At 68.8% G+C, this 25,986-nt stretch carries 24 protein-coding genes; 10 read left to right on the plus strand and 14 right to left on the minus strand.

What is annotated here, in order from left to right; genetic code table 11:
* Positions 1 to 3: 3 nt before the first annotated feature.
* Entirely contained in the window at positions 4 to 1,008 is a 1,005-nt protein-coding gene (locus VHB92_RS13130; RefSeq protein WP_325454210.1) for a LacI family DNA-binding transcriptional regulator, read from the plus strand.
* Between the two features lie 51 nt (positions 1,009 to 1,059).
* On the opposite strand, the gene VHB92_RS13135 is transcribed toward VHB92_RS13130, so the two are convergent.
* Both VHB92_RS13135 and VHB92_RS13140 read right to left on the minus strand, forming a co-directional pair.
* Entirely contained in the window at positions 1,060 to 2,400 is a 1,341-nt protein-coding gene (locus tag VHB92_RS13135; protein WP_325454211.1) for an MFS transporter, read from the minus strand.
* Between the two features lie 4 nt (positions 2,401 to 2,404).
* Complete coding sequence (locus VHB92_RS13140; protein ID WP_325454212.1) at positions 2,405 to 2,914, minus strand: MarR family winged helix-turn-helix transcriptional regulator; 510 nt, start codon at positions 2,912 to 2,914, stop codon at positions 2,405 to 2,407.
* Between the two features lie 372 nt (positions 2,915 to 3,286).
* Between VHB92_RS13140 and VHB92_RS13145 the strand changes: the two genes are divergently transcribed.
* Positions 3,287 to 3,493: a hypothetical protein gene (locus VHB92_RS13145; protein WP_325454213.1), complete on the plus strand. Its 207-nt coding sequence runs from the start codon at positions 3,287 to 3,289 to the stop codon at positions 3,491 to 3,493.
* Here the strand turns inward: VHB92_RS13145 and rplL are convergent.
* Together rplL and rplJ are read right to left on the minus strand one after the other, a co-directional pair.
* The gene (gene rplL / locus VHB92_RS13150) at positions 3,486 to 3,878 is read right to left on the minus strand and encodes a 50S ribosomal protein L7/L12 (protein ID WP_325454214.1); all 393 of its coding nucleotides are present in this window, start codon (positions 3,876 to 3,878) and stop codon (positions 3,486 to 3,488) included. The genes VHB92_RS13145 and rplL overlap by 8 nt on opposite strands.
* A gap of 71 nt (positions 3,879 to 3,949) precedes the next feature.
* A complete protein-coding gene (gene rplJ / locus VHB92_RS13155) occupies positions 3,950 to 4,465 on the minus strand; it encodes a 50S ribosomal protein L10 (RefSeq protein WP_325454215.1) in 516 nt (171 codons plus the stop codon).
* A gap of 596 nt (positions 4,466 to 5,061) precedes the next feature.
* Between rplJ and VHB92_RS13160 the strand changes: the two genes are divergently transcribed.
* Both VHB92_RS13160 and VHB92_RS13165 read left to right on the plus strand, forming a co-directional pair.
* Positions 5,062 to 6,861 (plus strand): MDR family MFS transporter, encoded by a 1,800-nt coding sequence (locus tag VHB92_RS13160; RefSeq protein ID WP_414653113.1) that lies wholly within the window; start codon positions 5,062 to 5,064, stop codon positions 6,859 to 6,861.
* A gap of 23 nt (positions 6,862 to 6,884) precedes the next feature.
* Positions 6,885 to 7,367 carry a MarR family winged helix-turn-helix transcriptional regulator gene (locus tag VHB92_RS13165; RefSeq protein WP_325454216.1) on the plus strand — a complete coding sequence of 161 codons (483 nt, stop codon included), beginning with the start codon at positions 6,885 to 6,887 and terminating at the stop codon, positions 7,365 to 7,367.
* Between the two features lie 77 nt (positions 7,368 to 7,444).
* On the opposite strand, the gene VHB92_RS13170 is transcribed toward VHB92_RS13165, so the two are convergent.
* From VHB92_RS13170 to VHB92_RS13180, 3 genes are all read right to left on the minus strand, one after another.
* Entirely contained in the window at positions 7,445 to 8,299 is an 855-nt protein-coding gene (locus VHB92_RS13170) for an NAD(P)-dependent oxidoreductase (protein WP_325454217.1), read from the minus strand.
* Positions 8,300 to 8,405: 106 nt separating this feature from the next.
* Positions 8,406 to 10,127: a HAMP domain-containing sensor histidine kinase gene (locus tag VHB92_RS13175; protein ID WP_325454218.1), complete on the minus strand. Its 1,722-nt coding sequence runs from the start codon at positions 10,125 to 10,127 to the stop codon at positions 8,406 to 8,408.
* 236 nt (positions 10,128 to 10,363) lie between these two features.
* A complete protein-coding gene (locus VHB92_RS13180; protein ID WP_325454219.1) occupies positions 10,364 to 11,131 on the minus strand; it encodes a response regulator transcription factor in 768 nt (255 codons plus the stop codon).
* Between the two features lie 227 nt (positions 11,132 to 11,358).
* On the opposite strand from VHB92_RS13180, the gene VHB92_RS13185 reads away from it, so the two are divergent.
* Positions 11,359 to 12,954: an ABC transporter permease gene (locus VHB92_RS13185; RefSeq protein ID WP_325454220.1), complete on the plus strand. Its 1,596-nt coding sequence runs from the start codon at positions 11,359 to 11,361 to the stop codon at positions 12,952 to 12,954.
* Between the two features lie 86 nt (positions 12,955 to 13,040).
* On the plus strand, positions 13,041 to 13,712 hold the full coding sequence (locus VHB92_RS13190; RefSeq protein WP_325454221.1) for an ABC transporter ATP-binding protein: 672 nt from the start codon (positions 13,041 to 13,043) through the stop codon (positions 13,710 to 13,712).
* Positions 13,713 to 13,716: 4 nt separating this feature from the next.
* On the opposite strand, the gene VHB92_RS13195 is transcribed toward VHB92_RS13190, so the two are convergent.
* The 3 genes from VHB92_RS13195 to VHB92_RS13205 are packed head-to-tail and all read right to left on the minus strand — an operon-like array spanning position 13,717 to position 16,711.
* On the minus strand, positions 13,717 to 14,835 hold the full coding sequence (locus VHB92_RS13195) for a Gfo/Idh/MocA family oxidoreductase (RefSeq protein WP_325454222.1): 1,119 nt from the start codon (positions 14,833 to 14,835) through the stop codon (positions 13,717 to 13,719).
* Positions 14,835 to 15,965: a Gfo/Idh/MocA family oxidoreductase gene (locus tag VHB92_RS13200; RefSeq protein WP_325454223.1), complete on the minus strand. Its 1,131-nt coding sequence runs from the start codon at positions 15,963 to 15,965 to the stop codon at positions 14,835 to 14,837. The genes VHB92_RS13195 and VHB92_RS13200 overlap by 1 nt, the downstream gene beginning before the upstream one ends.
* Positions 15,962 to 16,711: a sugar phosphate isomerase/epimerase gene (locus VHB92_RS13205; protein ID WP_325454224.1), complete on the minus strand. Its 750-nt coding sequence runs from the start codon at positions 16,709 to 16,711 to the stop codon at positions 15,962 to 15,964. Before VHB92_RS13205 ends, VHB92_RS13200 begins: the two co-directional genes overlap by 4 nt.
* 222 nt (positions 16,712 to 16,933) lie before the next feature.
* Between VHB92_RS13205 and VHB92_RS13210 the strand changes: the two genes are divergently transcribed.
* On the plus strand, positions 16,934 to 18,124 hold the full coding sequence (locus tag VHB92_RS13210; protein ID WP_325454225.1) for an ROK family transcriptional regulator: 1,191 nt from the start codon (positions 16,934 to 16,936) through the stop codon (positions 18,122 to 18,124).
* A gap of 374 nt (positions 18,125 to 18,498) precedes the next feature.
* On the plus strand, positions 18,499 to 19,167 hold the full coding sequence (locus tag VHB92_RS13215; protein ID WP_325454226.1) for a YqaJ viral recombinase family protein: 669 nt from the start codon (positions 18,499 to 18,501) through the stop codon (positions 19,165 to 19,167).
* A 281-nt stretch (positions 19,168 to 19,448) separates the two neighbouring features.
* Here VHB92_RS13215 and VHB92_RS13220 read toward each other — a convergent pair whose 3' ends face one another.
* The gene (locus tag VHB92_RS13220) at positions 19,449 to 19,985 is read right to left on the minus strand and encodes a GNAT family N-acetyltransferase (protein WP_325454227.1); all 537 of its coding nucleotides are present in this window, start codon (positions 19,983 to 19,985) and stop codon (positions 19,449 to 19,451) included.
* Between the two features lie 262 nt (positions 19,986 to 20,247).
* On the opposite strand from VHB92_RS13220, the gene VHB92_RS13225 reads away from it, so the two are divergent.
* The gene (locus tag VHB92_RS13225; protein WP_325454228.1) at positions 20,248 to 21,615 is read left to right on the plus strand and encodes an NAD-dependent succinate-semialdehyde dehydrogenase; all 1,368 of its coding nucleotides are present in this window, start codon (positions 20,248 to 20,250) and stop codon (positions 21,613 to 21,615) included.
* A gap of 367 nt (positions 21,616 to 21,982) precedes the next feature.
* Here the strand turns inward: VHB92_RS13225 and VHB92_RS13230 are convergent, their stop codons facing one another.
* Entirely contained in the window at positions 21,983 to 22,336 is a 354-nt protein-coding gene (locus VHB92_RS13230) for an iron chaperone (protein ID WP_325454229.1), read from the minus strand.
* A gap of 111 nt (positions 22,337 to 22,447) precedes the next feature.
* On the opposite strand from VHB92_RS13230, the gene VHB92_RS13235 reads away from it, so the two are divergent.
* Positions 22,448 to 22,744: a DUF503 domain-containing protein gene (locus VHB92_RS13235; RefSeq protein ID WP_325454230.1), complete on the plus strand. Its 297-nt coding sequence runs from the start codon at positions 22,448 to 22,450 to the stop codon at positions 22,742 to 22,744.
* Between the two features lie 191 nt (positions 22,745 to 22,935).
* Here VHB92_RS13235 and VHB92_RS13240 read toward each other — a convergent pair whose 3' ends face one another.
* Together VHB92_RS13240 and rplA are read right to left on the minus strand one after the other, a co-directional pair.
* The gene (locus VHB92_RS13240) at positions 22,936 to 24,870 is read right to left on the minus strand and encodes a S53 family peptidase (protein ID WP_325454231.1); all 1,935 of its coding nucleotides are present in this window, start codon (positions 24,868 to 24,870) and stop codon (positions 22,936 to 22,938) included.
* Positions 24,871 to 25,296: 426 nt separating this feature from the next.
* Positions 25,297 to 25,986, minus strand: coding sequence for a 50S ribosomal protein L1 (gene rplA / locus VHB92_RS13245; RefSeq protein WP_325454232.1), 690 nt, complete (start codon positions 25,984 to 25,986; stop codon positions 25,297 to 25,299).

Genomic DNA, 25,986 nt, shown 5'->3' on the forward strand with positions numbered 1-25,986 from the left:
GCCATGACGGGCATCGACGACGTCGCGCGCGCGAGCGGTGTGTCAACGGCCACCGTCTCGCGCGCGCTGCGCGGCCTGCCGAACGTCGCCCCGACGACGCGGGAAGCCGTGCGGCGCGCGGCAGACGATCTCGGGTACGTACCGTCGTCGAGCGCCGCTGGGCTGGCATCCGGGCGCACGCTCGCCATGGGCGCCGTGGTTCCTTCGGTGAGCCGGTGGTTCTACACGGCGGTGCTCGAGGGCATCGACCGGGAGCTGCGCGCGGCCAGCTACGACCTCATCCTCTTCAACCTCGGCGGCCGGGGAGGCGACCGTTCCCGCGTCTTCCACCGCTCCATCCTGCGCAAGCGCACGGATGCGCTCGTCGCGCTGTGCCTCGACTTCAGTGCGGAGGAGCGCAGGCAGCTGGCCTCGACGGGACACCCCACGATGGTCGTCGGCGGGCCGGTGCGGGGCATCAGGCACATCGGCATCGACGACAGAGGAGTGGCTGAGGCGGCGACACGCCACCTCATCGAGCTCGGGCACACCGACATCGCGTTCCTCGGCGGCGACGACGAGGAGGGGCTGAATCACGTGGTGCCACAGGCGCGGGAGGCGGGCTGGCGCCGAGCGATGACGTCAGCCGGCCTGCCCGTCCGCGCCGACCGCGTGCTGCACGGCAGGTTCGACACCGAGACGAGCCGCAGGTCGGTGGATGCGATGCTCGACGGCGGCGCTCGTCCTACGGCCGTGTTCGCGGGAAGCGATGAGATGGCGATGGGCGGCATGCTCTCGCTGTGGGCGCACGGGCTGCGCGTGCCGCACGACGTGTCGGTGATCGGGATCGACGGGCATCCGCTGTCGCCCGTGTTCTCGCTCAGCACGTTCGAGCAGGACCCCGCCGCTCAGGGCGCCGCCGCAGTGCGGATGCTGCTCGAGGAGCTCACGGGGAGCAGGACGCGCCTGCGCTCTGAACGGTATCCGGTGCGGTTCGTCGACAGAGGCAGCACGGCGCCGCCTCGGTGATCCGGCGGCGCCGCGGTACCGCGCGTGATCAGGCGGTCCGAGTGCGCGTGATCAGGCGGCGTCGCCGATGCCGATGGCCTCCGCCTCGTCTTCCACGTCTTCCACCGCGCCGTCGGCACGGCGAAGAGCGCGACGGCCGACGATCACGATGAGCGTGGCGATCACGAGCACGGCTGTGCCGAAGAAGAACGGCACGGCGGCCCCGAAGGCGTTACCCAGGGCGGCCGCCACCGGCGGGGCGATGGCACCGCCGATGAACCGCACGCCGGAGTACGCAGACGAAGCGACCGGACGCGGCAGGTCGGTGGCCTCCATCGAGCATTCGGTCAGCACCGTGTTCAGAACCCCGAGGAAGATTCCACCGAGGATCACGAGCACGATGATCGCGACGATCGACGTGACGAGCAGCGCGACGAGGAGCAGATCGAGCGCAAGCAGCGGGATGACGACCATCAAGACCGTCGTGCGGCGCATCCGGTTCGTCAGGGCGGGAGCGAGCCACACCGACGAGATGGCGAGGCACACGCCCCAGCCGGTGAAGATGAGGCCGAGCGGGATGGCCGCATCCAGTCCCAGATCGGCGAGCGCGAACGGCGTGTACGCGAGCAGCACGAAGAAGCCCATGTTGTAGAAGAGGGCGGCCGAGGCCATCACGCCGAGGCCGGGCCTCGCCAGGCCTCGGAAGGGCGCCGTCAGCTTCGTGGGGGTCGGCTTCGTCTCGCTCCCCTTGCGCAGCATGGTCATGATGGCGATGAAGCCAACGGCCATCAGCGTGGCCGTGCCGAAGAACGGGCCGCGCCAGGAGATGTTGCCGAGCAGGCCGCCGACGAGCGGTCCGAGCGCCATGCCCAGTCCGAGTGCCGCCTCGTAGAGGATGATCGCCTGCGACGCGCCGCCGGATGCCGCGCCCACGATCGCGGCGAGCGCCGTCGAGATGAAGAGCGCGTTGCCGAGACCCCAGCCGGCTCGGAAGCCGATGATCTGCCACACGGATCCGCTGGCACCCGCCAACGCGGCGAAGACCACGATCACGGCGAGGCCGATGAGCAGCGTCTTCTTCGTTCCGATGCGGGTGGAGAGCCAGCTCGTGAAGAACATGGCAGCGCCCGTGATGAGCAGGTAGGTCGTGAAGAGCAGCTCGGTCTGCGCCGCCGACGCCTTCAGGCTCGAGGCGATCGCCGGCAGGATGGGGTCGACGAGACCGATTCCCATGAAGGAGACGACGCAGGCGAACGCGACGGCCCACACCGACAGCGGCTGCTTGAGGATGTCCTTGCCGCCGGAGTGGCCGGCCGCATGAGGCGCCGCCTTCGCCGAGGCGCTGCGGGATGCCGCCTCGCCTGGCGCTTGGCGAGGTGAATTCGTATCGGAGGGAATGCCGGTCTGGGTCATCGATTCAGTCGTTCGTCTTTCGTGAGAGGGAGTCTTCTGCTGTCGACGCCTGGGCCACACGGGGCAGCACGAGCTCGATGGCGCGCTGCACGGTGCGGCGGTCGTCGTCGGAGAGATCGGCGAACAGCGGAAGCAATGAGTTGGCCAGATTGTCGCGCCACTCCGCGAGCTGGATGATGCCCTTCGCGGAGATGCCGATCTGCCATGCCCTGGCGTCGTCGGCATCCGCGATGCGCTTCACCCATTCCCGCTCGACGAGTCCGGCCACGATCTTGGTCATGGTCGGCTGCGCGACCTGGCTCATAGCGGCGAGTTCGCCGAGGCGCATCGGCCCCGACTGCTGCAGCACGGCGAGCGTGCGCCAGGTGGCCGGACCCTCGCTGCCACCGGAGAGGCGGTGCGCGAGGCGGGTGACACGGCCGGCGAGCTGAACGAGGTCGCTGAGAACGTAACGGAGTTCGGCTTCGCTGCCCGTGTCATCCCTGAACGGAAGGGAGATCGGTTCGGTAAGCATCCCACCAGTATACATAGCCATGCTATATATCTCAAGTCGGGGCGGTCTCGGCCGATCCCAACGTGGCAACAGGCAAGATCGCGCTCTCCTCGCCGGAACAGGCGGAATCGGCCTGTTCTCGCGAGATGTGCCTCTTCGCCGACGCTGGGGCGGCGCAGCTGGAGGCGGCCCCACTGGCCACTCCCTGCAGTGCCGACCACCCCGCGCCGGTGCCGACGCCCCGCCGGCGTGGACCACTCCCCCGCTGGTGCCGAAAACAGCAGGAAGGGCGGGATTGCTGCGAGAACAGCAGGATTGCTGCTGTTTTCGACGACACCTGCTGTTTTCAACGCACCCCGGCGGCGGGTGCGATCCGGCCGAGGACCGTGCTCAGTGCGCGAGCGACCCCGCCCATCGGGGTGGGGTGGGGCCAAGAGCCACGCCCGACGCGCCGTGCGAGTCATCCGCGGGCCGTGGTCGGCGGATGACGACGACACGACGAAGGGCGCCACACCCGACCAGTGGTCGGACGTGACGCCCTTCTACAACTCCACGCCGGAGCGCGGAACGGGTGCCCTTGAGGGGCGGCGAACTACTTGAGCGTGACGCTCGCGCCGGCCTCTTCGAGAGCGGCCTTCGCCTTCTCGGCGGTCTCCTTGTTCGCGCCCTCGAGCACGGCCTTCGGAGCACCGTCGACGACGGCCTTCGCCTCGCCCAGGCCGAGCGAGGTCAGCTCGCGCACGACCTTGATGACCTGGATCTTCTTCTCGCCAGCGCCCTCGAGGATGACGTCGAAGGAATCCTTCTCCTCAACCTCTTCGGCAGCGGCACCGGCGCCACCGGCGGCCGGGGCTGCGACGGCGACGGGCGCAGCGGCGGTGACCTCGAAGGTCTCCTCGAACGCCTTGACGAACTCCGACAGCTCGATGAGCGTCAGACCCTTGAACTGCTCGAGCAGCTCCTCGGTGGACAGCTTGTCAGCCATATTTCCTTCTCCTTGGTTTGTGCGTGTACTCACCGCGGCGAGCATCCTGGTCCCCTGCGGGGAGAGGATGCCTACGCAGCGGACTCCTGCTTCTCACGCAGCGCGTCGACCGTGCGGACGGCCTTCGACAGCGGCGCGTTGAACAGATATGCGGCTCCGAACAGCGAGGCCTTGAAGGCACCGGCCAGCTTGGCCAGCAGCACCTCACGGGACTCGAGGTCGGCGAGCTTGCCTACCTCTTCGGCGGAAAGGGGGCTGCCATCGAAGTAGCCGCCCTTGACCACGAGAAGAGGGTTCGCCTTGGCGAAGTCACGCAGGCCCTTGGCGACGTTCACGGGGTCACCGTGCACGAAGGCGATCGCGGACGGTCCGGCGAGCTCGTCGTCGAACGCCGAGATGCCGGCGTTGTTCGCCGCGATCTTGGTCAGCGTGTTCTTCACCACGGCGTAGGTCGCGTCTGTGCTGATGGACCTGCGGAGCTCCTTGAGCTTCGCAACAGACAGACCGCGATACTCGGTCAGCAGAACGGCGGTCGAGCTCTTGAACTTCTCTTCGAGCTCGGCAACCGTGGCTTCCTTGTTCGCCATGGCCACTCCTCTTGCATACGAGACGCGCTGCGGATGCTGCGCGCCGCCTGCCGACCACCGGAGAAGAAAAAACGCTCCATGCGCAGGCACGGAGCGTGTCGGATGCCGCGAACGCGGCCATCCTCTCGATCTCACCTGCGCGGGCCGTCTCGTTTCGGTCGTCACCGTGGTGACGTCCGGCTCGAGAACCTTCGATCGACATGCGAGCACGTCGATGACCGGCGGTCTTGGGCTCCAACAAGGGTACGCGAAGGGACGCGGATGCCCAAATCGGCGCGTGCATCGGCGTCGCGGCGTCGGGGTCGGCATCGGCGCCGGCCTCGGCGAGGGCGTGGAGCGAAGCCGAGCCGAGCCGAGTCGAGTCGAGTCGAGTCGACTCGAATCAAGTCAAGTCGAGTCGAGTCGAGTCACGTGAAGTCGAATCAGCCTAGTCGCGCCTGTGAAGCCCACTCGCGGAATAGTTGACGATCCGCATTAGTTGACTGTTGTGAACTAGTTTAGCTATAGTTGACCGTCATCAACGAATTCGGCGCTGTCGTCGAGCAGCCCGAACTGCTCCTGCACCGTTCGTCCTCATCACCGCAAGGAGTACCGCCATGGCGCACGCCGTCACCGAGGCGAAGCCGGAGTCACCCACCTCCGGCGCGCCCAAGATGTCGCAGCGGCAGGTGCTCGAGGCGTTGTCCGGCCTGTTGCTCGGCATGTTCGTGTCGATCCTGGCCGGCACCGTCGTCTCGACGTCGCTGCCCAAGATCATCTCCGACCTGAAGGGCGACCAGACCGCCTACACCTGGGTCGTCGTCGCCACTCTGCTGGCGACCACGGTCACCACGCCCATCTGGGGCAAACTGGCCGACCTCTTCAATCGCAAGCTGCTCATCCAGCTCGCCCTCGCCATCTTCGTGGTCGGATCGGCCCTGGCCGGATTCTCGCAGGACACCAGCATGCTGATCGGCTTCCGCGTGCTGCAGGGCGTCGGCGCGGGCGGCCTCACCGCGCTCAGCCAGGTGATCATGGCCGACATCATCAGCCCGCGCGAGCGCGGCAAGTACATGGGCATCTTCGGCGCCATCATGGCCATCGGCACCGTCGGCGGCCCGCTCATCGGCGGCCTGCTCACGGATTCCATCGGCTGGCGCTGGAACTTCTACGTCGGCGTGCCGTTCGCCATCCTCGCCATCCTGCTGCTGCAGGCCACGCTGCACCTGCCCAAGGGCGCGCGCAGGAAGGTGTCGATCGACTACCTCGGCGCCGCGCTCATCGCGGCCGGTGTCTCCGTTCTGCTCATCTGGGTGTCGCTCGCCGGCCAGAAGGGCCAGTTCGACTGGGTCTCCGCGACGAGCTTCTGGATGGTCGCCGCTGCCGCCGCCGCACTCATCGCGGCCGTGCTCGTCGAGCTCAAGGTGAAGGAGCCGATCATTCCGCTCCGGCTCTTCAAGAACCGCACGTTCACGTTCTCGGTGATCGCGAGCATCTCCGTCGGCGTGGCCATGTTCGGCACCTCGGTGTTCCTCGGTCAGTACATGCAGCTGGCGCGTGGCGCGACGCCGACGCAGTCCGGTCTGCTCACGCTGCCGATGATCGCCGGCCTGCTCGTCTCGTCGGTCGTGATCGGCCAGATCATCAGCCGCACCGGAAAGTGGAAGTCGTACATGGTGGTGGGCAGCATCCTGCTCATCGTCGGCCTCGCGCTGATGGGCACCATCGGCTACGACACCAACTTCGTCGTGCTCTCGATCTACATGTTCGTGCTCGGCTCCGGCGTGGGCATGGTGATGCAGAACCTCGTGCTCATCGTGCAGAACGTCGTGTCCCCCTCGGAGATGGGCGCCGCGAGCGCATCCGTCACGTTCTTCCGCAGCCTCGGCGGCACGGCGGGCGTCTCGGTGCTGGGCTCCGTGCTCGGAACGCAGGTGGCGAACCACATCGCCGACAAGTCGCACGAGCTCGCCGAGGCGATCACGAAGCTCGGGCCTGCGGGGGCGACCATCGGCAAGGCGCTGCAGAGCGGGACGATCCCGAACGTCTCATCGCTTCCCGAGAGCGTGCGGGTGATCGTCGAGTCGTCATACGGCCAGTCCGTCGCGTTCGTCTTCTTGGTCGCCGTGCCGCTCGCCGTGATCACGCTCATCGCCGTGTGCCTGCTGCCCAACAAGAAGCTCGGCACGAAGACGACCATCGAGCGTCAGTACGAGGAGGATGCCGCGGCATCCGCCACCGGCCACGCGCACTCCACGGGTCTGATCGCGGCCGCCGCTGCCGAGCTGATCGACGACGCCGACGCGCTCATCGCAGGCGAACCGCTCGAGGCGGCGGAGGCGCAGGCGCGTGCGGGTGACGGAGGCGAGCCGCAAGACGGACGCGTGGCAAGCATCCGCTCGATCGAGCACAGGTAGAGCGCCTCGCTATGATGCCCACCATGACCGAGAGCGAGCGCGGCGCCCGCCCCACGCCGTGGAAGCCCCGCGAGGCCTCGAACCTCGACGACGCCATCGAATCGGTCGAACGCGAGTTCGGGTCGCTCTTCGTCAGGCTGCGCACGAGGATGCGCATGCAGGCCCAGGAACTGCATCCGCAGATCCAGCCGGCCGGCTACCTCATGCTCACCACGTTGGCCCGGTCGGGCCCGATGCACGCCGGCGCGCTGGCCGAGGTGCTGTACGCCGACAAGAGCCTGGTGAGCAGGCAGGCGTCGCAGCTCGAGCAGCTCGGACTGCTTCGGCGCGAGGTGGACCCCGCAGATCGACGGGCGACCTACTTCGCCGTCACCGAAGAGGCCGAGCGTCGTCTCGCCGAGCTCGTCGAGCGCAATCGGCGGGAGCTGCGCGCCGGACTCGCCGACTGGGACGTGGACGAGCTGCAGCTGTTCGCCCGGCTCCTGCACCGGCTGAGCGAGTTCTGAGCAGAGCACTCCCCAGAACGAGAAACGCCTCGGGAAGCACGAGCTTCCCGGGGCGTTCTCGTGTCGCACCCGCCGTGTCAGGCCCGGTGGTCGCGCCAGGAGTGCTGCGGTTCGTAGCCGAGAAGCCGTCTCGCCTTGTCGATGGACAGCAGCGTGTCGTGCTCGCCGAGCTCGCGCTTGACAGGCACGTCGGGGTACTCGGCCGCGACGAGCTCGACGTTGGGACGGTCGGACACGGTGTCCGCCTCCGCGACGATGAAGACCTCGAAGCCCGTCGCATCCGACTCCAGTGCCTTGAGGATGGCCTGCGATCCGTCGCGCGCGTCGATGTAGCCCCAGGCGTTCCAGCGCCGGTTCTTCGGGTCGGTGTCGTACTCCGGGAACTTGGCGTAGTCCTCCGGGTCCATCACGTTGGAGAAGCGAAGGCCGAAGATCTTGAGCTGCGGATCCCACCTGGTGAACTCGCGCGCCATGGTCTCCTCGAGGTGCTTGACCAGCGAGTAGGTCGACTCCGGACGTCCCGGGTACTCCTCGTCGATCGGAAGGTAGGGCGGATCCTGCTCGAACGGCAGGCCCAGCACGGTCTCGCTCGATGCGTACACGATGTTGCGGATGCCGAGCGTGCGCGCCGCCTGGAAGACGTGGTAAGTGCTCAGGATGTTGTTCTCGAACGTCGCCACGTCGCTGCGGATGCCGGGAGCCGGGATCGCGCCGAGGTGCACGATCGCGTCGTAGCTCTTGCCGGGCGTGCCGTCGCGCACGCCGGCGAGAGCGTCGATGACCTGTCCGTAGTCCGTGAGATCCACCTGCAGGTAGCCGGGACCGCGCTGGCCGACGACGTCGAAGGATGTCACGTCGTGGCCGGACTCGCGGAGAACCCGCACCGCCGTTCTGCCGAGTTTTCCGGATCCACCGGTGAGTGCAATACGCATGGTGCACATTCTTTCAGCGGCGCCCCGCGGTCGCTGGCGCCTTTGCAACATTGCGTTGCAGTGCCGAGCCGCATCGCGTGGCTCCCCGGCAGGACCCTTCGCGGCATCAGGCCGGGCGCGTCTCCTCCTGGACCGGGGCGTCGGACTCCGCGTCCGTCCGCTGGGCATCGGTCTCGTCATCGGACAACTCGGGCGCGTCATCCGTCGGCTCGGCTTTCGCTTGCGCGTCCGTCCGCTGGGCACCGGTCGCGTCATCCGTCGGCTCGGCTTCGGCCTCCGCCTCCACGACCGGCTCGGCCTCCGCCTCCGCGTCGCCCGGCTCCTCGTACAGCGGCAGCCGGACCGTGAACCGCGTGTCGCCTGGCTCGCTCTCGACGTGCACCGTGCCGCCCTGAGCCTCGACGACCGCGCGCACGATGGCGAGACCCAGTCCGGTCGAACCCGTGTGCCGGGAGCGCGACGAATCCCCGCGCACGAATCGCTCGAACAGCGTCGGCTGCAGGTCGTCGGGGATACCCGGACCGTCGTCGGCGACGGTGACGACCGCGAACGCCCCCTCGTCACCCCTCTCGACCGTCAGCCGCGTGGTGACGCTAGTGCCCTCCGGCGTGTGCACGCGGGCGTTCGTCAGCAGATTGGCGATGACCTCGTAGAGGCGCGGCGAGTCGCCGAGCACGGAGACCGGCTCTGGCGGAAGGTCCATGCTCCACTGGTGATCGCGCCCTGCGACGTGGGCGTCGGAGACCGCGTCGATCACGAGGCGCGACAGGTCCACGGGTTCCCTGTCGAGCTCGCGCCCCTCGTCGAGACGAGCGAGCAGCAGCAGGTCTTCGACGAGGGCCGTCATCCGCTCCGCCTCGGACTCGATGCGCCCGAGCGCGCGCACCGTGTCACCGGGCAGCGGCTCGGGCGAACGGCGGGTGAGCTCGGCGTAACCGCGAATGGAGGCGAGCGGCGTGCGCAGCTCGTGGGAGGCATCCGCCACGAACTGCCGCACCTTGTTCTCGCTCGCCTGCCGCGCCGACAACGCAGACGACACGTGCCCGAGCATATGGTTGAACGCCGCCCCGAGCCTGCCCACCTCGGTGTGCTGGTCGGTGTCCTCGCTCGGAACCCGCACGGCGAGCGCCACCTCTCCCCTGTCCAGCGGAAGGCGCGACACTGCCGTCGCCGTCGCGGCCACCCGGTCGAGCGGGCGGAGTGCGAGCACCACGATGAGCAGCCCCACTCCCCCCGCGGCCGCGATGGCGACCGCCGTCACCAGCAGGATGATCGTAAGCAGCTGCGCCGTCGTGGACTGCACCGTCGCGAGCGGAAGCCCGATCACCAGGGTGCCGGAGGGCAGCTGCACGGCGACCATGCGGTACTCGCCGAGCGTTCCACCGAGGTCGACGTCGGTCGGCGCGCCGCTGGCCGGGATCGCCGCGATGTTCGAGTTGGCGTCCTTCGACACGGACTGCTTCGTCGCGCTGGGATCGCGCGGACTGAGGTAGATGCTGTTCACGTCGCCGTGATCGCTCACCACAGCGATGACGGTGCCCGCGCTCAGGCCCGGCGCACCGACGACATCCGCCAGCAGGTCGTTGGCCGTCACGCCGCCCGGCTGGTTCACGGCCTGCAGCGCGACGAAGTAGCCGCGCCGCGCGGCCTGCTCGAGCTGATTGTCGAGCTGCCCGACCAGGTAGTCGCGCAGGAACAGGGCACTGACCAGGCTGATCACGACACCGAGAAGGGCCACGAGCGCGACGACGGAGAACACCAGCTTCGTGCGAAGCGTCGTGTGCCGAAGCGGATGACGGACGGCCTCCCAGCGCTCCCCGCGGGACATCCCGGTCCTGCCGGGCCCTCCCCGGCCGGATCTCGTCGCGTAGGGGTTCGCCGTTCCGGGGTTAGCCGTGCCCGGCCTCGCCGTTCCTGGGCTGCCGCTAGCCCGGCTCGGTGTTCCCGGGCGCCCCGCTGCCGAGCTCGGGGCCGCAGGGCGCCCGGTTCCTGGGGTCGCCGATCCTGGGTTCGCCGTCGCGTTCACGTCCTGCTCATTCTCGTGCCTGTGGCGGCGGTCGCGGCCTATGCCGCCTTGATCATGTAGCCGGCGCCGCGAACCGTGTGGATCATGGGCGAACGGCCGGCGTCGATCTTCTTGCGCAGGTAGGAGATGTACAGCTCGACGACGCTCGAGGTTCCGCCGAAGTCGTAGCTCCACACCCTGTCGAGGATCTGCGCCTTCGAGAGCACGCGGCGCGGGTTGCGCATGAGGTACCGCAGCAGCTCGAACTCGGTCGCGGTGAGCGAGATCGGCTCGCCGGCCCGCGTCACCTCGTAGGAGTCCTCGTCCAGCACCAGGTCGCCGACGACGATGCGGGGGTCCTGCGCATCCGCGATGAGCGCCCGGGAGCGCCGCAGCAGAGACCGGAGCCTGGCCACCAGCTCCTCCAGGCTGAACGGCTTCGTCACGTAGTCGTCGCCGCCCGCCGTGAGCCCGGCGATCCTGTCGTCGAGCGAGTCCTTCGCGGTGAGGAACAGCACGGGCGTCTCCCCGCCGCCCTCACGCATCCTGGCCATGACCTGCAGCCCGTCGATGTCGGGCAGCATGATGTCGAGCACGACGGCGTCGGGATTGAACTCCCGCGCCACGGTGAGCGCCTGCTGGCCGCTCGCCGCCGACTTCACCTCCCACCCCTCATACCTCAGCGCCATCTGCAACAGGTCGGTGAGTGTGTGCTCATCGTCGACGACCAGGATGCGGATGGGTGAGCCGTCCGCGTGGTGCAAGGGTGCAGACGCAGGACGAAGCTGGCCGCGCTCGGAGTCGGCGGCGGTGAGAGGGGTGGACATGACTTCCATTATCGAAAGCAGCGTCCGAGACGGCTGTGGACAACTTATGCGAAGTCTGAGAGTGAGCCATCCGGCTCTCATGGATTCCTCAGGCCGGATGACGCGCAGGCGACTCGCGGCGCCTTCCCCCACCGTCGCGAGCGCTCCCCAGGGCGAAACCACAAGGCCGGCATAGCGGCGCCATAACGCGCATCTCTACGGTTCCTCCAGACCCACGGAGGACCGCCATGTTCGCAACGTATCTGCGCCGAGAACTGCTCGGGCGACGCAGACAGACCATCATCATCGCCATCGGCATGGCGTTGGCCATCGCGCTCGTGATCATCGTGAACTCGGTGGCCGCCGGGGTGAAGAACGCGCAGGCCCAGGTGCTGCAATCGGTGTACGGCGTCGGCACGGATGTGACGATCACGAAACCGGTCAGCGCGCCGAAGGCGGGAAGCACGGGTGCCGAGGGGCCGAGGTTCGATTTCGGTGCCGGCTCCGGTTCCGACTCCGGCAACGGAAGCCGGACCGTCGACTCGTCGCACCTGAGCGTGGGATTCGGCACCTCGACCATGAGCGACTCCGCTCTGACGAAGGCGGAGCAGACGACAGGGGTGGCCGGTGCGTCTGCCGCGCTCTCGCTGCAGGACACCAGCTTCAAGGGCACGCTGCCCGACTTCAGCCGGCTGCGCGACGACCAGCCGGACAACGGGCAGGGCTCGACCCAGCCGAACTCCGGAGCCTCGAACGGAGGCTCGAACGGAGGCGGCTCGGACGGAGCCGGCGGCAGCTCCTTCCAGGTGAACTCCTTCAGCGTCCTCGGCATCGTTCCCGGCGGCAAGCCAGTCGGCCCCGTCGCCTCGACGGCTCTCGCGAAGGGTCGCACACTCGCGTCCTCGGACAAGGGCGACGACGTGGCCGTGCTCGACGCGAGCTATGCGAAGTCGAAGAGCCTGTCGGTCGGCGACTCGATCAGCATCGGCGGCACGGACTTCAAGGTCGTCGGCACCGTGAAGCCCACCGGGTCGGACTCGGCGACGGCATCCAATGTGTACATCCCGCTCGATGTCGCGCAGAAGCTCTCGAGTGAGACCGGCAAGCTCTCCACCATCTACGTCACGGCGCGGTCGGCCTCCGATGTCGACTCGCTGAAGACGGCTCTGCAGAAGACGCTTCCCGGCTACACCGTGTCCACGCAGGCGGATCTCGCCTCCAGCGTGTCCGGCTCGCTCGGAAGCGCCAGCCAGCTGGTGGCCAATCTCGGCACCTGGTTATCGGTCATCGTGCTGGCGGCCGCCTTCCTGATCGCGATCCTGTTCACCATCTCCGGGGTCACGCGGCGCACCAGGGAGTTCGGCACACTGAAGGCCATCGGCTGGTCGAACCGCCGCATCGTGGGTCAGGTGGCAGGCGAGTCGGTCGTGCAAGGCGTGCTGGGTGGCGTCGCCGGAATCGTCATCGGCCTCATCGGCGTGCTGGTCGTCAACGTGATCTCGCCGACCCTCACCGGAGGAGTGTCCCGGGGCGGCGTCGGTGGCGCGCTGGCGGATGGCGCTCGGCGGGCATTCGGGGGCGGCGGCGCGACGTCGACCGGCTCGACCGGCGGCGGAGGCGGATTCGCCGCCCGTTTCGGCGGCGGCTTCGGCGGAGCACTGACCGGAGCGCGGTCCGGAGCCGGATCGGCAGCAGCGCAGGCCGATCTCAGCGCCCCGGTCACCGTGTGGATCATCGTCATCGCGGTGGGTCTCGCCGTCCTCGGCGGCCTGCTGGCCGGCGCGATAGGCGGATGGCGGGCGTCACGGCTCCGGCCCGCAGAGGCGCTGCGGTCCGTTCAGTAGACCCGGCAGCAGAACGCGGCCTGACACCGGGACGACTCCCCGCATCGGCTTCCTGCACAACGCAGCACGACCACGAAGGAACTGGCATGTACACGCTGAAGAACGTCACGAAACAGTACCCGGGCAAGGGACGCCAGGTGACGGCGCTCAACGACGTCACGCTGGACATCCCGGACGGACAGCTCGTCGCCATCCAGGGACCGACAGGCGGGGGCAAGTCGACCCTTCTGCAGATGCTCGGCGCACTCGATCGTCCGACGTCAGGAACCGTGGAGCTGGAAGGCTCGAGCCTCGGTCGGCTCGCGGACCGCAGGCTCACCGGCATCCGCGGCAAGGAGATCGGCTTCGTGTTCCAGGGCTTCAACCTCATTCCCACGCTCACCGCGCTGGAGAACGTGGAGACCGCGCTCGTGCCGCTCGGCATCCCCGCCGCGCAGCGTCGCGAACGCGCGCTGAAGGCGCTGGAATCGGTGGGCCTCGCCGACCGCGGCGATCACCGCCCGGCCGAGCTCTCCGGCGGCCAGCAGCAGCGCGTCGCGATCGCGAGAGCGCTCGTCAAGGAGCCGGACGTGCTGCTGGCCGACGAGCCGACGGGCAACCTCGACGAGGAGACCCGCGACGAGATCATGGACCTGCTCGAGGGTCTGTGGCGAGACCGCGGCCTCACCCTGGTGATCGTCACCCACGATTCGGCGGTGGCCCGTCGTGCTCAGCGCCGCCTGCACATCAAGCAGGGCAAGGTGAAAGAGGTCGCGTAACGCTTCAGGCGGCGACGTCGACCCAGGCGCCGCTCTCCGCGGACTCGATCACCGCATCCGAGACCCTCGCGGCTCGCAGCCCGTCCGCGAACCGGGGCAACCCGTCGGGGTCGTCCCCCGCGATCGCCGCATAGGTGTCGGCGACGAACGCGTTGAACGCGTCCTGGTAGCCCTGAGGATGCCCGGCTGGCGTGGTCACCAGGCGCGCGGCATCCGGCTGGAGCTGGTCGGCATCCCTCGGCACCAGCAGCGATCCGCGGCGGCGACCCACCCAGAGCGTCTCCGGCTGTTCCTGATCGAAGACCACCGATTCCGCTGAGCCGGAGAGCTCGACGTGCAGACGGTTCTTGCGACCGGCGGCGGCCTGAGAGACGAGAAGGGTTCCGATGGCGCCGCCCGCTGTCTGCACCGCGACGGCGACGGCATCCTCCGTCGTGATCGCCGCGTGCTCAGCGCGGGAGTCGAAGAACGTGCGCTTGGTCGCCGCCACCCGCGACACCCGGTCGCCCGTGACGAACTCGATCAGGTCGACGAGGTGCGACCCGATGTCGGCGAACGCGCGGGATCGGCCGCCCGCTGCGCTGTCGACCCGCCAGTTATCGTCGGCGGAGTCCAGCAGCCAGTCCTGCAGGTACGAGCCGGCGATGGTGAGCAGGCGGCCCGTCTCCCCCGACGCGAACCTGGCGCGCGCCTCGCGCACCAGCGGGTGGAAGCGGTACACGAACGGGACCGTTGCGGTGACGCCCGCGGATGCCGCGGCATCCGCCAGCCTCACGGCGTCGGCCACGGTCGTCGCGAGGGGCTTCTCGCACACCACGTGCTTGCCCGCCTCGATCACGGCGAGCGCTTGCTCCGCGTGCAGGGCGTTGGGCGTCGTGACGTGCACCACGTCGATCCCCGGATCGGCGATGAGCTCCTCGAGCGACGCGAACGCGCCGTCGATCCCGAGCTCGGCCGCCGCCGCGACGGCCCGTTCGGGCCGCGACGACGAGACGCCGACGAGATGCGCCCTGGCGGCTCGTGCCGCACGGGAGTGCACGGTCGCCATGAAGCCGCCGCCCACGATGCCGACGCCCAACGGCGCCGGCATCGCGTGCGAGACGGACTCGCTCGACTCGGTCATCAGGAGAGGGTCGACGCTGCGGGATCCCAGCCGTCCGGCAGAACCGGGGTCGGCGTGAACGTGCTCTCGACCTCGACCCACTCGCCGCGTTCGGCGGCCTCGATGGTCGACACCATCACGTCGAGGGCGTGATACGCCTGCTCACCGCTCGCCCGCTCCGGCACACCGGCGCGGATGGCCCGGGCGAGCTCGACGACACCCGTGCCGCGCGCTGCCCGCTCACCCTCCACCGCGATCGTCTTCGGCTCCTCCGAGCCGTCGTGCAGCACGAGGTCGCCCACGAACATGTTCGGGTCGTTGACCTCGAGCGCTCCGTCGACGCCAGTGACCTCGAACAGCGTGCGCCGGATCTGCGAGTCGAAGCTGAAGATGCTCTGCGACGTCTGGCCGCTCTCGAACTCGAAGACGGCCGTCACGTGCGACGGCACGGTGACCTCGAACGTCTGCCCGGCCAGCGGACCGGAGCCGATCGTGCGCACGGGCTTCGCGGTCGACGCTACGGCGGCGACGCGCTTGACCGGTCCGAAAAGTTGGATGAGCGCCGTGACGTAGTACGGGCCGACGTCGAACAGCGGCCCTGCGCCCTCCTGGAACAGAAAGGCAGGGTTCGGATGCCACGACTCCGGTCCCGGCTGCTGCATGAGCGTGAGCGCCGTCTGCGGGCGTCCGATCGCTCCCGATTCGAGCATTCGACGGGCGGTCTGGATGCCTGCACCCAGGAACGTGTCCGGCGCGCACGCGGCGCGCAGGCCCGCCGCCTTCGCCGTGGCGAGCACGCGCTTGCCGCTCTCCCGGTCGAGCGCGATCGGCTTCTCGCCCCACACGTTCTTGCCTGCAGCGAGCGCCTGGAGCGCCACCTCGGCGTGTGCCTTCGGAATGGTGAGATTGACGACGATCTCGATCTCGGGATCCGCCAGCAGCTCCTCGACGGTGCCGGATGCCGGAACGCCGAACTTGGCCGCCTGCTCCTTGGCGCGCTCGAGGTCGATGTCGGCGACGAAGCGAACGTCGAGATCCGGGAACGCGGTGAGGTTGGTCAGATACTGCGTGGAGATGTTTCCGGCGCCGATGACCCCGACGCCGACCGGGCCCGTCTTGCGAGCGCCCGATGCGGCAGCGGACTCGCTCATGCCAGGCCTTCCTTCGTGAGGTACGCGAAGCTGTCGGAGACCGCGGTGAAGCGGTTGTCGCGGGAGTCGTCGAGCTCGATGACCCGGAGCGCGTTCGGAGCGGCCTCGATGATCTCGCGGATCGGCAGCGAGCCCGCGCCGACGGCGACCTGGTCCTTGGTCTCCTTCGTGGCCGGGCCGTCCTTGATGTGCAGCGCCACCACCCGGTCGCCCAGCCGGCCGAGCACCTCGACCGGATCCGCGCCGCCCACCGCGACCCAGTACGTGTCGAGCTCGATGACCACCTCGGGGTCGAGCTTCGAGACGAAGTACTCCAGTGCGTTCTGGCCGTCGATCTTGTTCTCGAACTCGTGCGCGTGGTTGTGGTAGCCGACGCGGAGTCCGCGCTCGGCAGCGATCTTCGCCGCGTCGTTGAGCTGAGCGGCGATCCCGTCGACACCCTCGGCCGTCTTCCACAGCTCGTCGGGAGCGTGCGGGTCGATCACGGTCTGGATGCCGAGCTCGCGCGCGGCGTCGAAGACGGCCGCGATGTCCTCGTCGCTCTCGCCGAGGAAGTGCACGTGCACGGTCGGGGCGGTCAGCCCGGCAGCCTTCAGCGCATCGCCGAGACCCGGGAAGTTGGTGAAGGCGAACGGCTCCACCTGGGTGAAGCCCACCTCGGCAAGCTTGTTCAGGGTGCCCTGCAGGTCGTCTTGCAGCGCCTCGCGTACGGTGTAGAGCTGCACGGAAACGGGTGAGCTGGTCACGATTCTCCTCGTCGAGTGCCTCGGTGCGGCGAGCGTCTCGCCAGCCGCACCGGGCCGAACTTTCGTTGGGGACTCTCCGCCGACGTGCGCGAGCACAGCGCGACACGAGAACTGCTGCGGGGGTCGAATCGATTGAATCACACTTCTGCCGGGGCTCCAACAAAAGTTGACCTACAGCAACCGACTTCCGATCGCCGCTCGGCCGTGTGATTCAATCGGTCTATGTCGGCGCCGTCAGCAAGCACCTCGGCCGGTGCCGTGCCGACCCCCGGCGGACTGGTTCCCCGCGAGACCGTCGAGCTGCTCCGCATCCTGCGCGACGGTGTTCCCCGCACGCGTGCCCAACTCGCCGAGAGCTCAGGGCTGGCACGTTCGACCGTCGCCGCGCGCCTGGAAGCCCTGATGGATGCCGGTCTCATCGCGCCTGCGGCAGACGCGGCGTCCTCGGGCGGGCGACCGCCGGCACGCGTGACGTTCAATGCGGGGGCGCGGTTCGTCGTCGCCATCGATCTCGGCGCGACGCACGGTGTGATCGCGATCGCGGACCTCGCCGGGTCGGTGCTGCTCGCCGAGTCGTCGCCGCTCACGATCGCTGACGGCCCGGAGCGCGTGCTGAGCTGGGCCCTCAGCACGGCCAAGCGCCTCGTTAAGGTGAGCGGACGGCCGCGGTCGGAGCTCGCCGGCGTGGGGATCGGTCTGCCCGGACCCGTCGAGCATTCGACCGGCATGCCCATCAACCCGCCGATCATGCCGGGGTGGGACAGGTTCGACGTTCCCGCCTACGTGCGGCGCACGTTCGACGTTCCCGTGCTCGTGGACAACGACGTCAACGTGCTGGCGCTCGGCGAGCACGCCGTCTCGTGGCCGCTCGAAGACGACCTGCTGTTCGTGAAGGTCTCGACCGGAATCGGGCTCGGCATCATCGCGGGCGGCAGGCTGCAACGCGGTGCGGCCGGCTCGGCGGGCGACCTCGGCCACGTGCGCGTCCCGTTCACCAGGGACACCCCGCGCCACGGCGACGTCGACGCCGACCTGGAGGCGCTCGCCAGCGGGCCGGCCATCGCGAGGTACATCGCCGAACGCGGCACGCCGGCCGCCTCGAGTGCCGACGTGCTGGCGCTGTCGCGGGGCGGGCATCCGGATGCCGTCGCGGGCATCCGCCAGGCCGGTCGCGACCTCGGCGAGGTGCTCGCCACCTGTGTGAACCTGTTCAACCCATCGGTCGTCGTCGTCGGCGGCTCCATGGCCCGGGCGGGAGAGCACCTCATCGCCGGCGTGCGCGAGGTGGTGTACCGCCAGTCGACGCCCCTGGCGACGCAGCATCTGCAGATCGTGCCGGCCGCTGCGGGCGAGACGGGCGGCGTGCTGGGCGCCGCCATCATGGTGGCGCAGCACCTGCTCGACCCGGTGTGACCCGCGCGCTGGTGCGTGCGTCGCGCTTGCGCGCGGTGGCGCCGAGCGGTCGACATGCCGCCGAGCGGTCCACTTCCTGTCGATCGGTCCACTCGCCGACGCCGTCCACTTCCTCGCGTCGGGTCCACTTGCGGCTGACCGGTCCGCTTGCTGCCGAGCGGTCCACTTGCTCACGGCGTCAACTTGCTCATGTGAGTCCTCTTGCTGACGACCGGTCCGCTTGCTGCCGAGCGGTCCACTTGCTCACGCAGGCAACCGGACCGCTCGTCAGGATCCGGACCCGTCAGCGAGTTCGCCTCCGCTCGACACCGCTGTGGGCGGGAAACCCCGACGCGCGCGACGGCACGGTCGCCGGCGAGGGGCAGAATGGACGCGTGACCGACACGATGCTCTCTCTGTTCGACGAGGAGCTCGAGGCCACACTCCACTCGCTGCCGAAAGCCGTCACGAACGCCGCCGCTCAGGTGCCTCTGCCGCATGAGCGGCGCATCCTCGCCCACTCTTCCGACCGGGTCGCCTGGCTTCGCGCTCGGGCGCGCGGCATCACCGCGACGGATGTCGCCAAGCTGTCCACGCAGGCATCCGTGCTCGCCGCCGCTCGGCAGAAGGTGCACGGCTCGGGGTTCGGCGGCAACGTGTACACAGAGCACGGCAAGGCGCGAGAGCCGCAGATCGCGCAGTGGGTGCTGCGCGAGCACGACATCGCGCCGAGCGACGCCCTCTTCCACGCGGTGCACGACCGCCGCCACCTGGCGACGCCCGACGGCATCGCCGCACGCGACTCCGGATGCCTTGAACTCGCCGAGATCAAGACGACGAACAAGCCGTGGCGCAGCATTCCGCGCCACTACCTGCGCCAGGTGTGGTGGCAGCAGTACGTGCTCGGCGCGGAGCGGACGCTCGTGGTGTGGGAGCGGCACGACGGCTTCGTGCCCGTCGGCGACCCGGAATGCCGCTGGATCGACCGCGACGAGAACGAGATCGAGCTGCTGGTCAGGCTGGCCGGTCAGCTCATCTCGGTGCTGGCCACCGGGCGGGTCTGAAGCCGCGGTCGATTCAGGCGAGCGCCGGTCGAGCCGGTGCGGGCAACCCAGTGTCGGCCAGGCGTGTGCCGATCGGGCCGGTGCCGGTCAGGCCAGAGCCGGGCAGGCCAGAGCCGGGCAGGCCGGTGCCGGGCAGGCCAGAGCCGGGCAGGCCAGAGCCGGGCAGGCCGGTGCCGGTCAGGCCAGAGCCGGGCAGGCCAGACCCGGTCAGGCCAGAGCCGGGCAGGCCAGAGCCGCTCAGGCCAGGGCCGGTCGAGCCAGAGCTAATCGAGCGGAGCCGCTCAGGCCAGAGCCTGTTCGAGCACGAAGTCATCCTCCCAACGGTTGCCCACGCGGAATCGCTTCACACCGACCTTCTCGAACCCGCTCTTGCGGTAGAAGCGCTGTGCGCGCTCGTTCTCCTCGTTGACGCCGAGCCAGATGCCCGCCGCCCCGCGCTCGCGTGCTGCCGCGATGGATTCCTGCATCAGACTCCCCGCCACGCCCTGCCCGTGGTGCCCGGGCAGCACGTAGCACTTGCTCAGCTCGATCGTGGGCCGGATGGTGATGGCTGAGGCGACATCCGGGTCGTGCGGTTCTCCGAAGACGAGCATCGTGTAGCCGACGACCTGGCCGGCCTGCTCCGCCAGAAACAGGACGCGGTCGGGATCGGCGAGGTACTCGCCGAACGACTGCGCGGAGAGGTGCTCGACCACGAACGCGGCCGCATCCTCCCTCGTCGTGTGCGGCGGACAGGCGAGGGGAAACGTGACGGCGGCGACGAACGCCAGCCGATCAGCGTCGGCAGACACGGCCCGACGGATCGCTGCTTGGCTCATGTGCCAACGTTACCGAGCGGCGGTGACGGACGAATCGCTCGCCGGTGTCCGTCATTCCGGACGCCGGCGCCTGCACCGCCGGCCTACCCTCCGCCTAGGCTGGGCAACGAATACCTGCCGGTGCAGCGAAACGGCCGCGCACCCGGCCGACTTCGCGACAGTACCGCGCCGGCATCCGCAGCGGCACCGCGGAGCCGGGGCCGGCATCCGTGCCGCCGTGTTGGCACCGCGGCAACCTGCCGCAGACGGAGAAAGGACTCCCATGAGCGACTACGCCGTGATCAACCCGGCGACAGGCGAGACCGTGAAGGAATACCCGACCATCGCCGACGATGAACTGCGGGACGCGATGGGCCAAGCGGATGCCACCTTCCGCACCTGGGGCCGTGGAACCTCCCCGGCAGAGCGAGCGGAGCTCATCCGCAAGGTCGGCGACCTGCACAGCGAGCGCCGGGAGGAGCTCGCCCGGATCATCGTGCGCGAGATGGGCAAGCCCATCGAACAGGCGCTGGCCGAGATGGACTTCGCCGCCGACATCTACCGGTACTACGCGGACGTCTCTCCGAAGGTGCTCGAGGACGAGCCCATCGAGCTGCTCGCGGGCGAGGGCAGCGCCGTCATCAGGCGCAGCCCGCTCGGAGTTCTGCTCGGCATCATGCCCTGGAACTTCCCCTACTACCAAGTCGCCCGATTCGCCGGACCCAACCTCATCATCGGCAACACCATCCTCTTGAAGCACGCGCCCCAGTGCCCGGAGTCGGCACTCGCGATCGAGCGGATCTTCCACGACGCGGGCCTCCCCGACGGCGCGTACATCAATATCTTCGCCACCAACCAGCAGATCGAGTGGGTCATCGCCGATCGTCGTGTGCAGGGCGTCTCGCTGACCGGGTCGGAGCGAGCGGGAGCCGCCGTCGCCGAGATCGCCGGCCGCAACCTCAAGAAGGTCGTTCTCGAGCTGGGCGGATCCGATCCTTTCATCGTGCTGTCCGCCGACGACCTCGACAAAGTGGCAGAGGATGCCGCGGCAGCGCGGCTGGACAACAGCGGCCAGTCCTGCAACGCCGCCAAGCGGTTCATCGTGGTCGACGACCTCTACGAACCGTTCGTGGACAAGCTCACCGCGAAGCTCGCGCAGTCGCAACCAAGTGACCCGACGAGCCCGGACTCCGCGCTCGGCCCGCTGTCGTCGACCACGGCCGCCGAACGCCTGCAGGATCAGCTCGACCGCGCCGTCGAGCACGGCGCCACCCTGAACGCCACGGGCGAGCGGCACGGCAACTTCTTCGCGCCGATCGTGCTCACCGACATCGCGGCGGACAATCCGGTTCGACAGGAGGAGTTCTTCGGCCCCGTCGCCTCGGTCTACCGAGTGGCGAACGAAGACGAGGCGATCGCGGTGGCCAACGACATCCCGTTCGGACTCGGCTCCTACGTGTACACGACCGACCCGGAGCAGGCGCAACGCGTGGCCGACCGCCTCGAAGCCGGCATGGTGTTCGTCAACGTCGTGCTGGCCGACGGCGTCGAGCTTCCATTCGGCGGCGTAAAGAGGTCCGGCACCGGCCGCGAGCTGGGTCGACTGGGCGCCGACGAGTTCGTGAACAAGAAGTTGATCCGTATCGGCTGACCTGCGCCGTTCCCTGGGCGGGTTTCCGGGGCAACGCGCGGGCCGACGCGAGACGTCGATGCGGGGGTCCGGTTCTCGGGGACATGCCCCCGCGGCGCTTCGCGTCGCTCCCGCCAGACCCGATGCCAGCCCTGGGAAACGGACCCCCGCACCGACTCGGACACCTCCAGAGCCGTATGCGACCGGCGTGGGCTTGGCGGCACATCTGCGCCGCGGCCACTCCCGGGAGCATGCGCCCGCGGCGCTTCGCGGCGCTACCGCCAGACCCGATGCCAGCCCCGACAAACGGACCCCCGCACCGACTTGGACACCTCCAGAGCCGATGTGCGGCGGCCGGGCTCGAGCCGCGTGCGCCGGCGCCGGCGAATCAGGACGACTTGTCGTCGAGCTCGCCCACGCGCGACAGGATGACGTCGTCGAGTACGTCCGGCGGAATCGGGTGGTCGACACTGAAGCGGATCGCACCCTTCGAGACGGAGTAGTCGGCGAGACGATCGGCGATGGAAGCGACCACGGTTCCGCTGAATGGGTAGATGGCCAGGTGCGTCCTGGTCTGCATGGTGGAGAGCAGGCCCTTGCCCCGATAGAGGAGCGCGGGCATCCCGTAGCTGCGTCCCTCGACAGCGTCGGGCACGAGCTCGATCACACGGCGACGGATGCCGTCGAACGTCTTTCGCACCTCGTCCGGAAGCGTTGCGTAGTACTCGGTCAGTTCCCCCATGCCGCCAAGACTAGGTCGGAGCGGCGTCCGGGACGAGAGCGTTCGATGAGGGCATCCACCGCTTGTCGTCGGCGCGCGCCCGAAATCGGGTCGCGTGTCACACTCGAATCGATGTGGATCGGATGGGTCGAGTTCGACCTCCTGCTGGGCGACGTGCACTCGCTCAAGGAGAAGCGCGCCGTCATCCGCCCCCTCATCGCGGAGCTGAGCCGTCGCACCGAGGCGTCCGCTGCGGAAGTGGGCACGCTCGACCTTCATCGCAGAGCGACGATCGGCGTGGCCGTTGTGGCCCGCGACGCAGGCCACGCGCGAGACGTCGTGGAGCGCGCCGAGCGGATGCTTGCCGACGAGCATCCGGAGGTCACGTTGCTGTCCGCGCACCACGGGCTGCACTCCAGCGAGGACTAACACGACGCAGACGGCAGGCGCGGTATGAGCCGACCGGAGTCGCCGGATCGGAGTCGGCCGGGCCGGAATCGATAAGGCGGCTCGAGTGTCGACGCGCGGGTCCCGGCACACGGAACGGGCCGGCCCCGAAGGACCGGCCCGCCATCCCGTGACGACGTCGCGTCGGCCGCGACGTCGTGCTCGCTAGCGCCTCAGTGTTTGCCGAGCGCGAGCAGGTGTGCGAGATCGAACGACATGGCGCCCATGCCCGTCACGTCGTCGTATCCCTTGGCGACGCTCAAAGACGTGTCGTGGTTGAGCGTCATGAGGAACGAACGCCCGCTCGTCGCGCTCGTGTACGCGACGGCGACCTCCTGCGACGGCGGCTGCACGTCGCGGAACGCCGACGGCAGGATGCGATCGAGCCCGTACAGTGTCGGGTTGGCGAACCCGATGACGGAGTGCGTCAGCTGCTGCGCGAGCGCGACCTGCGCCGCCGTGAGCGGCGACGCCAGCGAGGTTCCGCCGTACGTCTCGTTCGCGTAGTCGCCGGTCTCGAGCGTCGAGTCGTCGATGATCGGCGAGATCCCGATCTCGAATCCGGTGTACGGATCGGCCAGCGCCGCCAGGTCGGGCGAGACGCGCTTGCCCTGCGACAGCGAGTCGGGCACGACGCCCTTCTGATAGGCCGGCTCAGCGTTCACGGCACTGACGCCACCACCGGCACCGCCAGCGAACAGCGATCCGGGAAGCGGGTCAGTGTAGGTCAGGTTGCCGTCGGCATCCTTCACGATGACGTCGGCCTGCACACCCCAGCCGACCTCCATGGCCAGCTTGCCGTTCTGATCGACCCCGATCGACGTTCCGCCGACGGACGTGACGTAGGGCGAGGATGCCGGGAAGTCGGGAGAGGGATACCCGAGCGCCGCCGCCTCGTCGCCGTTGTCACCGCTGGAGAAGTACAGTCCGATGCCCTCGGCCGCGGCCTGCAGGTGGATGTTCTGCTCGCCGGCGATCACGTCGGCGGGCACATCCTCCCCGACGTTCCCGTAGCTGTTGCTCACGATGTTGGCGAGCTTGCCGTCGAGGATCTTCGACATCGCGATGTCGAGACCGCCGCCGCAGTTGAATCCGCCGACGTACAGCACCTTCGCCTGGGGAGCGATGGCGTGCACCGCCTCCACGTCGAGCGTCTGCTCGCCCTGCCAGCCGCTAGGCTCCTGGCACAGCTCGGTGTCGGTGAACTCGCTCGGATCGGGCACGATCTGGCTGTACTGGCCTCGCGAGAGCGCAGGCTCCCCGTTCTGCGCTGAGTACTGGTTCACATCCGACTCGATCGTGGGCGACGCGTAGGCGTCGATGATCGCCACGGTCTGGCCCGACCCGTTGACGCCGAACCGCGACCACGAGTCGAGGTTGTACGCCGAACGCAGCTGCTTCGGCACGTATCCGCAGATGTTGGTCGGGTACTGCGTCTGCCCGTTGTACGCGGGAGGCACGGTCACCGTGTTCTGCCCCCAGTACGTCGAGCACGGGGCATCGACGGTCGGCGCCGCTGCCTCACGCCTCTGCATCTGCGGACTGGTCGGTCCCGTGGACGACGGGATGTCGCCCTGCTTGATCGAGTCCGGCTTCGTCAGCATGCGCGACTGGTCGAGACTGACCGCGCTGACGGATGCCCCGACATCCGCGGGAAGAGACGGCGCGGCAGACGGCGCGATCAGTTGCCGCCCGCTGTGGTCGTAACTGTGCAGCGTGGTCCCGAACGCCGCGTTCAGCTGATCGACCGTGCCGCGGTAGACCACGTACTGCCTGCTGGCCGGAGTACCGGTGATGGTCAGGCCCTGCGCCTTGAGATAGGAGACGACGGCGTTGTACGTCCTCTTCGTCGGCGAGTACCGCGCGATCCACTGCTGCGGGCTGAGCCAGTGCCGGTACTGATGCGATGTCGGCGTCGAAACGGCGAGCGCGAGGTTCGCAGCGCCCTGCTCGTCTCGGAGGTGGAGATAGAGCTCGCCCTCCACCGTGGTGTCGGCGGCCGGTGTGCCGCTCTCGTTCGCGCTCGTCGCCCACGCGGGCACCGAGCCCGAATAGTCGATCCGCGACGCGGCGTTCGCCGCCGGCATGCCCACCGCGGAGAGTGCCACGATGCTCGCTCCTGCGGCAAGAATGGCCGTCGCGCGCCTTGTGAGCGCACGTCGGCCGACTCGTATGGTCATACGATCCGTTCCTTTCGATCGTTCTCGCGCGCCGCCCCTCGGACGCGCATGGTTCGGACCCTATGCCTGCACCCATGACCCTCACAAGGGTTACATACGCGCGTCACACAAATGGGCGTTATGGCGGCGCAATGCGCGCGGCTTGCGTTCCCGCCGGACTCCCCACGGATCGCGAGACGGCCTGCGGGAATGCGCTGTGCACACAGAAGGGGCCGTCCGAACCGGGGCCCGCTGCACACACAGAAAGGCCCAGCCGAAGCGGCGTCCGCTGCACAGACAGAAAGGCCCCGCCGAAGCGGGGCCTTTCTGTCTGCGTCGATGCTCAAATCGCGCGACGCCTGATCGTTCGGATGCTCAGATCGCGTTGACGTCGAGCGGGATGCCGGGACCGAACGTGGTCGAGACGGCACCCTTCTGGATGTAGCGCCCCTTGGCGGCGGACGGCTTGAGCCGCACGACCTCGTCGAGCGCGGTCTTGATGTTCTCCGACAGCTGCTCGGGGCTGAACGCCGCCTTGCCGACCACGAAGTGCACGTTGGCGTGCTTGTCGACGCGGAACTCGATCTTTCCGCCCTTGATGTCGGAAACGGCCTTCGCGACATCCGGGGTCACGGTTCCGGTCTTGGGGTTCGGCATGAGGCCGCGCGGGCCGAGCACCTTGCCCAGACGACCGACCTTGCCCATGAGCTCGGGAGTCGAGACGGCGGAGTCGAAGTCCGTCCATCCGCCGGCGACGCGCTCGATGAGCTCGTCGCCTCCGACCTCGTCTGCACCCGCCGCGATGGCCGCCTCGGCCGCGGGGCCGGTGGCGAACACGATGACGCGAGCGGTCTTGCCCGTGCCGTGCGGAAGGATGACGGTGCCGCGCACCATCTGGTCGGCCTTGCGGGGGTCGACGCCGAGCTTGAGCGCCACCTCGACGGTGGAGTTGAACTTCGCCGAACCGGTCTCGCGAGCGAGCGCGACGGCCTCGTCGGGGGTGTAGAGCTTGCCTTCTTCGATCTTGGCTGCTGCGGCCCGGTAGGCCTTGGACTTCTGTGCCAT

Origin of the sequence: Humibacter sp. (genome assembly GCF_035547335.1) — a bacterium.
Lineage (GTDB): Bacteria > Actinomycetota > Actinomycetes > Actinomycetales > Microbacteriaceae > Humibacter.

Coding starts and splice junctions, on each gene's coding strand:
- VHB92_RS13165 (WP_325454216.1), top strand. CDS start 6,885: ATGACCGAGAGCGAGCGCGGCGCCCGCCCCACGCCGTGGAAGCCCCGC.
- VHB92_RS13175 (WP_325454218.1), bottom strand. CDS start 10,127: ATGTCCCGCGGGGAGCGCTGGGAGGCCGTCCGTCATCCGCTTCGGCAC.
- rplJ (WP_325454215.1), bottom strand. CDS start 4,465: ATGGCGAACAAGGAAGCCACGGTTGCCGAGCTCGAAGAGAAGTTCAAG.
- VHB92_RS13200 (WP_325454223.1), bottom strand. CDS start 15,965: ATGAGCGAGTCCGCTGCCGCATCGGGCGCTCGCAAGACGGGCCCGGTC.
- VHB92_RS13210 (WP_325454225.1), top strand. CDS start 16,934: ATGTCGGCGCCGTCAGCAAGCACCTCGGCCGGTGCCGTGCCGACCCCC.
- VHB92_RS13130 (WP_325454210.1), top strand. CDS start 4: ATGACGGGCATCGACGACGTCGCGCGCGCGAGCGGTGTGTCAACGGCC.
- VHB92_RS13190 (WP_325454221.1), top strand. CDS start 13,041: ATGTACACGCTGAAGAACGTCACGAAACAGTACCCGGGCAAGGGACGC.
- VHB92_RS13235 (WP_325454230.1), top strand. CDS start 22,448: ATGTGGATCGGATGGGTCGAGTTCGACCTCCTGCTGGGCGACGTGCAC.
- VHB92_RS13220 (WP_325454227.1), bottom strand. CDS start 19,985: ATGAGCCAAGCAGCGATCCGTCGGGCCGTGTCTGCCGACGCTGATCGG.
- VHB92_RS13170 (WP_325454217.1), bottom strand. CDS start 8,299: ATGCGTATTGCACTCACCGGTGGATCCGGAAAACTCGGCAGAACGGCG.
- VHB92_RS13230 (WP_325454229.1), bottom strand. CDS start 22,336: ATGGGGGAACTGACCGAGTACTACGCAACGCTTCCGGACGAGGTGCGA.
- VHB92_RS13135 (WP_325454211.1), bottom strand. CDS start 2,400: ATGACCCAGACCGGCATTCCCTCCGATACGAATTCACCTCGCCAAGCG.
- rplA (WP_325454232.1), bottom strand. CDS start 25,986: ATGGCACAGAAGTCCAAGGCCTACCGGGCCGCAGCAGCCAAGATCGAA.
- VHB92_RS13140 (WP_325454212.1), bottom strand. CDS start 2,914: ATGCTTACCGAACCGATCTCCCTTCCGTTCAGGGATGACACGGGCAGC.
- VHB92_RS13195 (WP_325454222.1), bottom strand. CDS start 14,835: ATGACCGAGTCGAGCGAGTCCGTCTCGCACGCGATGCCGGCGCCGTTG.
- VHB92_RS13185 (WP_325454220.1), top strand. CDS start 11,359: ATGTTCGCAACGTATCTGCGCCGAGAACTGCTCGGGCGACGCAGACAG.
- rplL (WP_325454214.1), bottom strand. CDS start 3,878: ATGGCTGACAAGCTGTCCACCGAGGAGCTGCTCGAGCAGTTCAAGGGT.
- VHB92_RS13160 (WP_414653113.1), top strand. CDS start 5,062: ATGGCGCACGCCGTCACCGAGGCGAAGCCGGAGTCACCCACCTCCGGC.
- VHB92_RS13180 (WP_325454219.1), bottom strand. CDS start 11,131: ATGTCCACCCCTCTCACCGCCGCCGACTCCGAGCGCGGCCAGCTTCGT.
- VHB92_RS13225 (WP_325454228.1), top strand. CDS start 20,248: ATGAGCGACTACGCCGTGATCAACCCGGCGACAGGCGAGACCGTGAAG.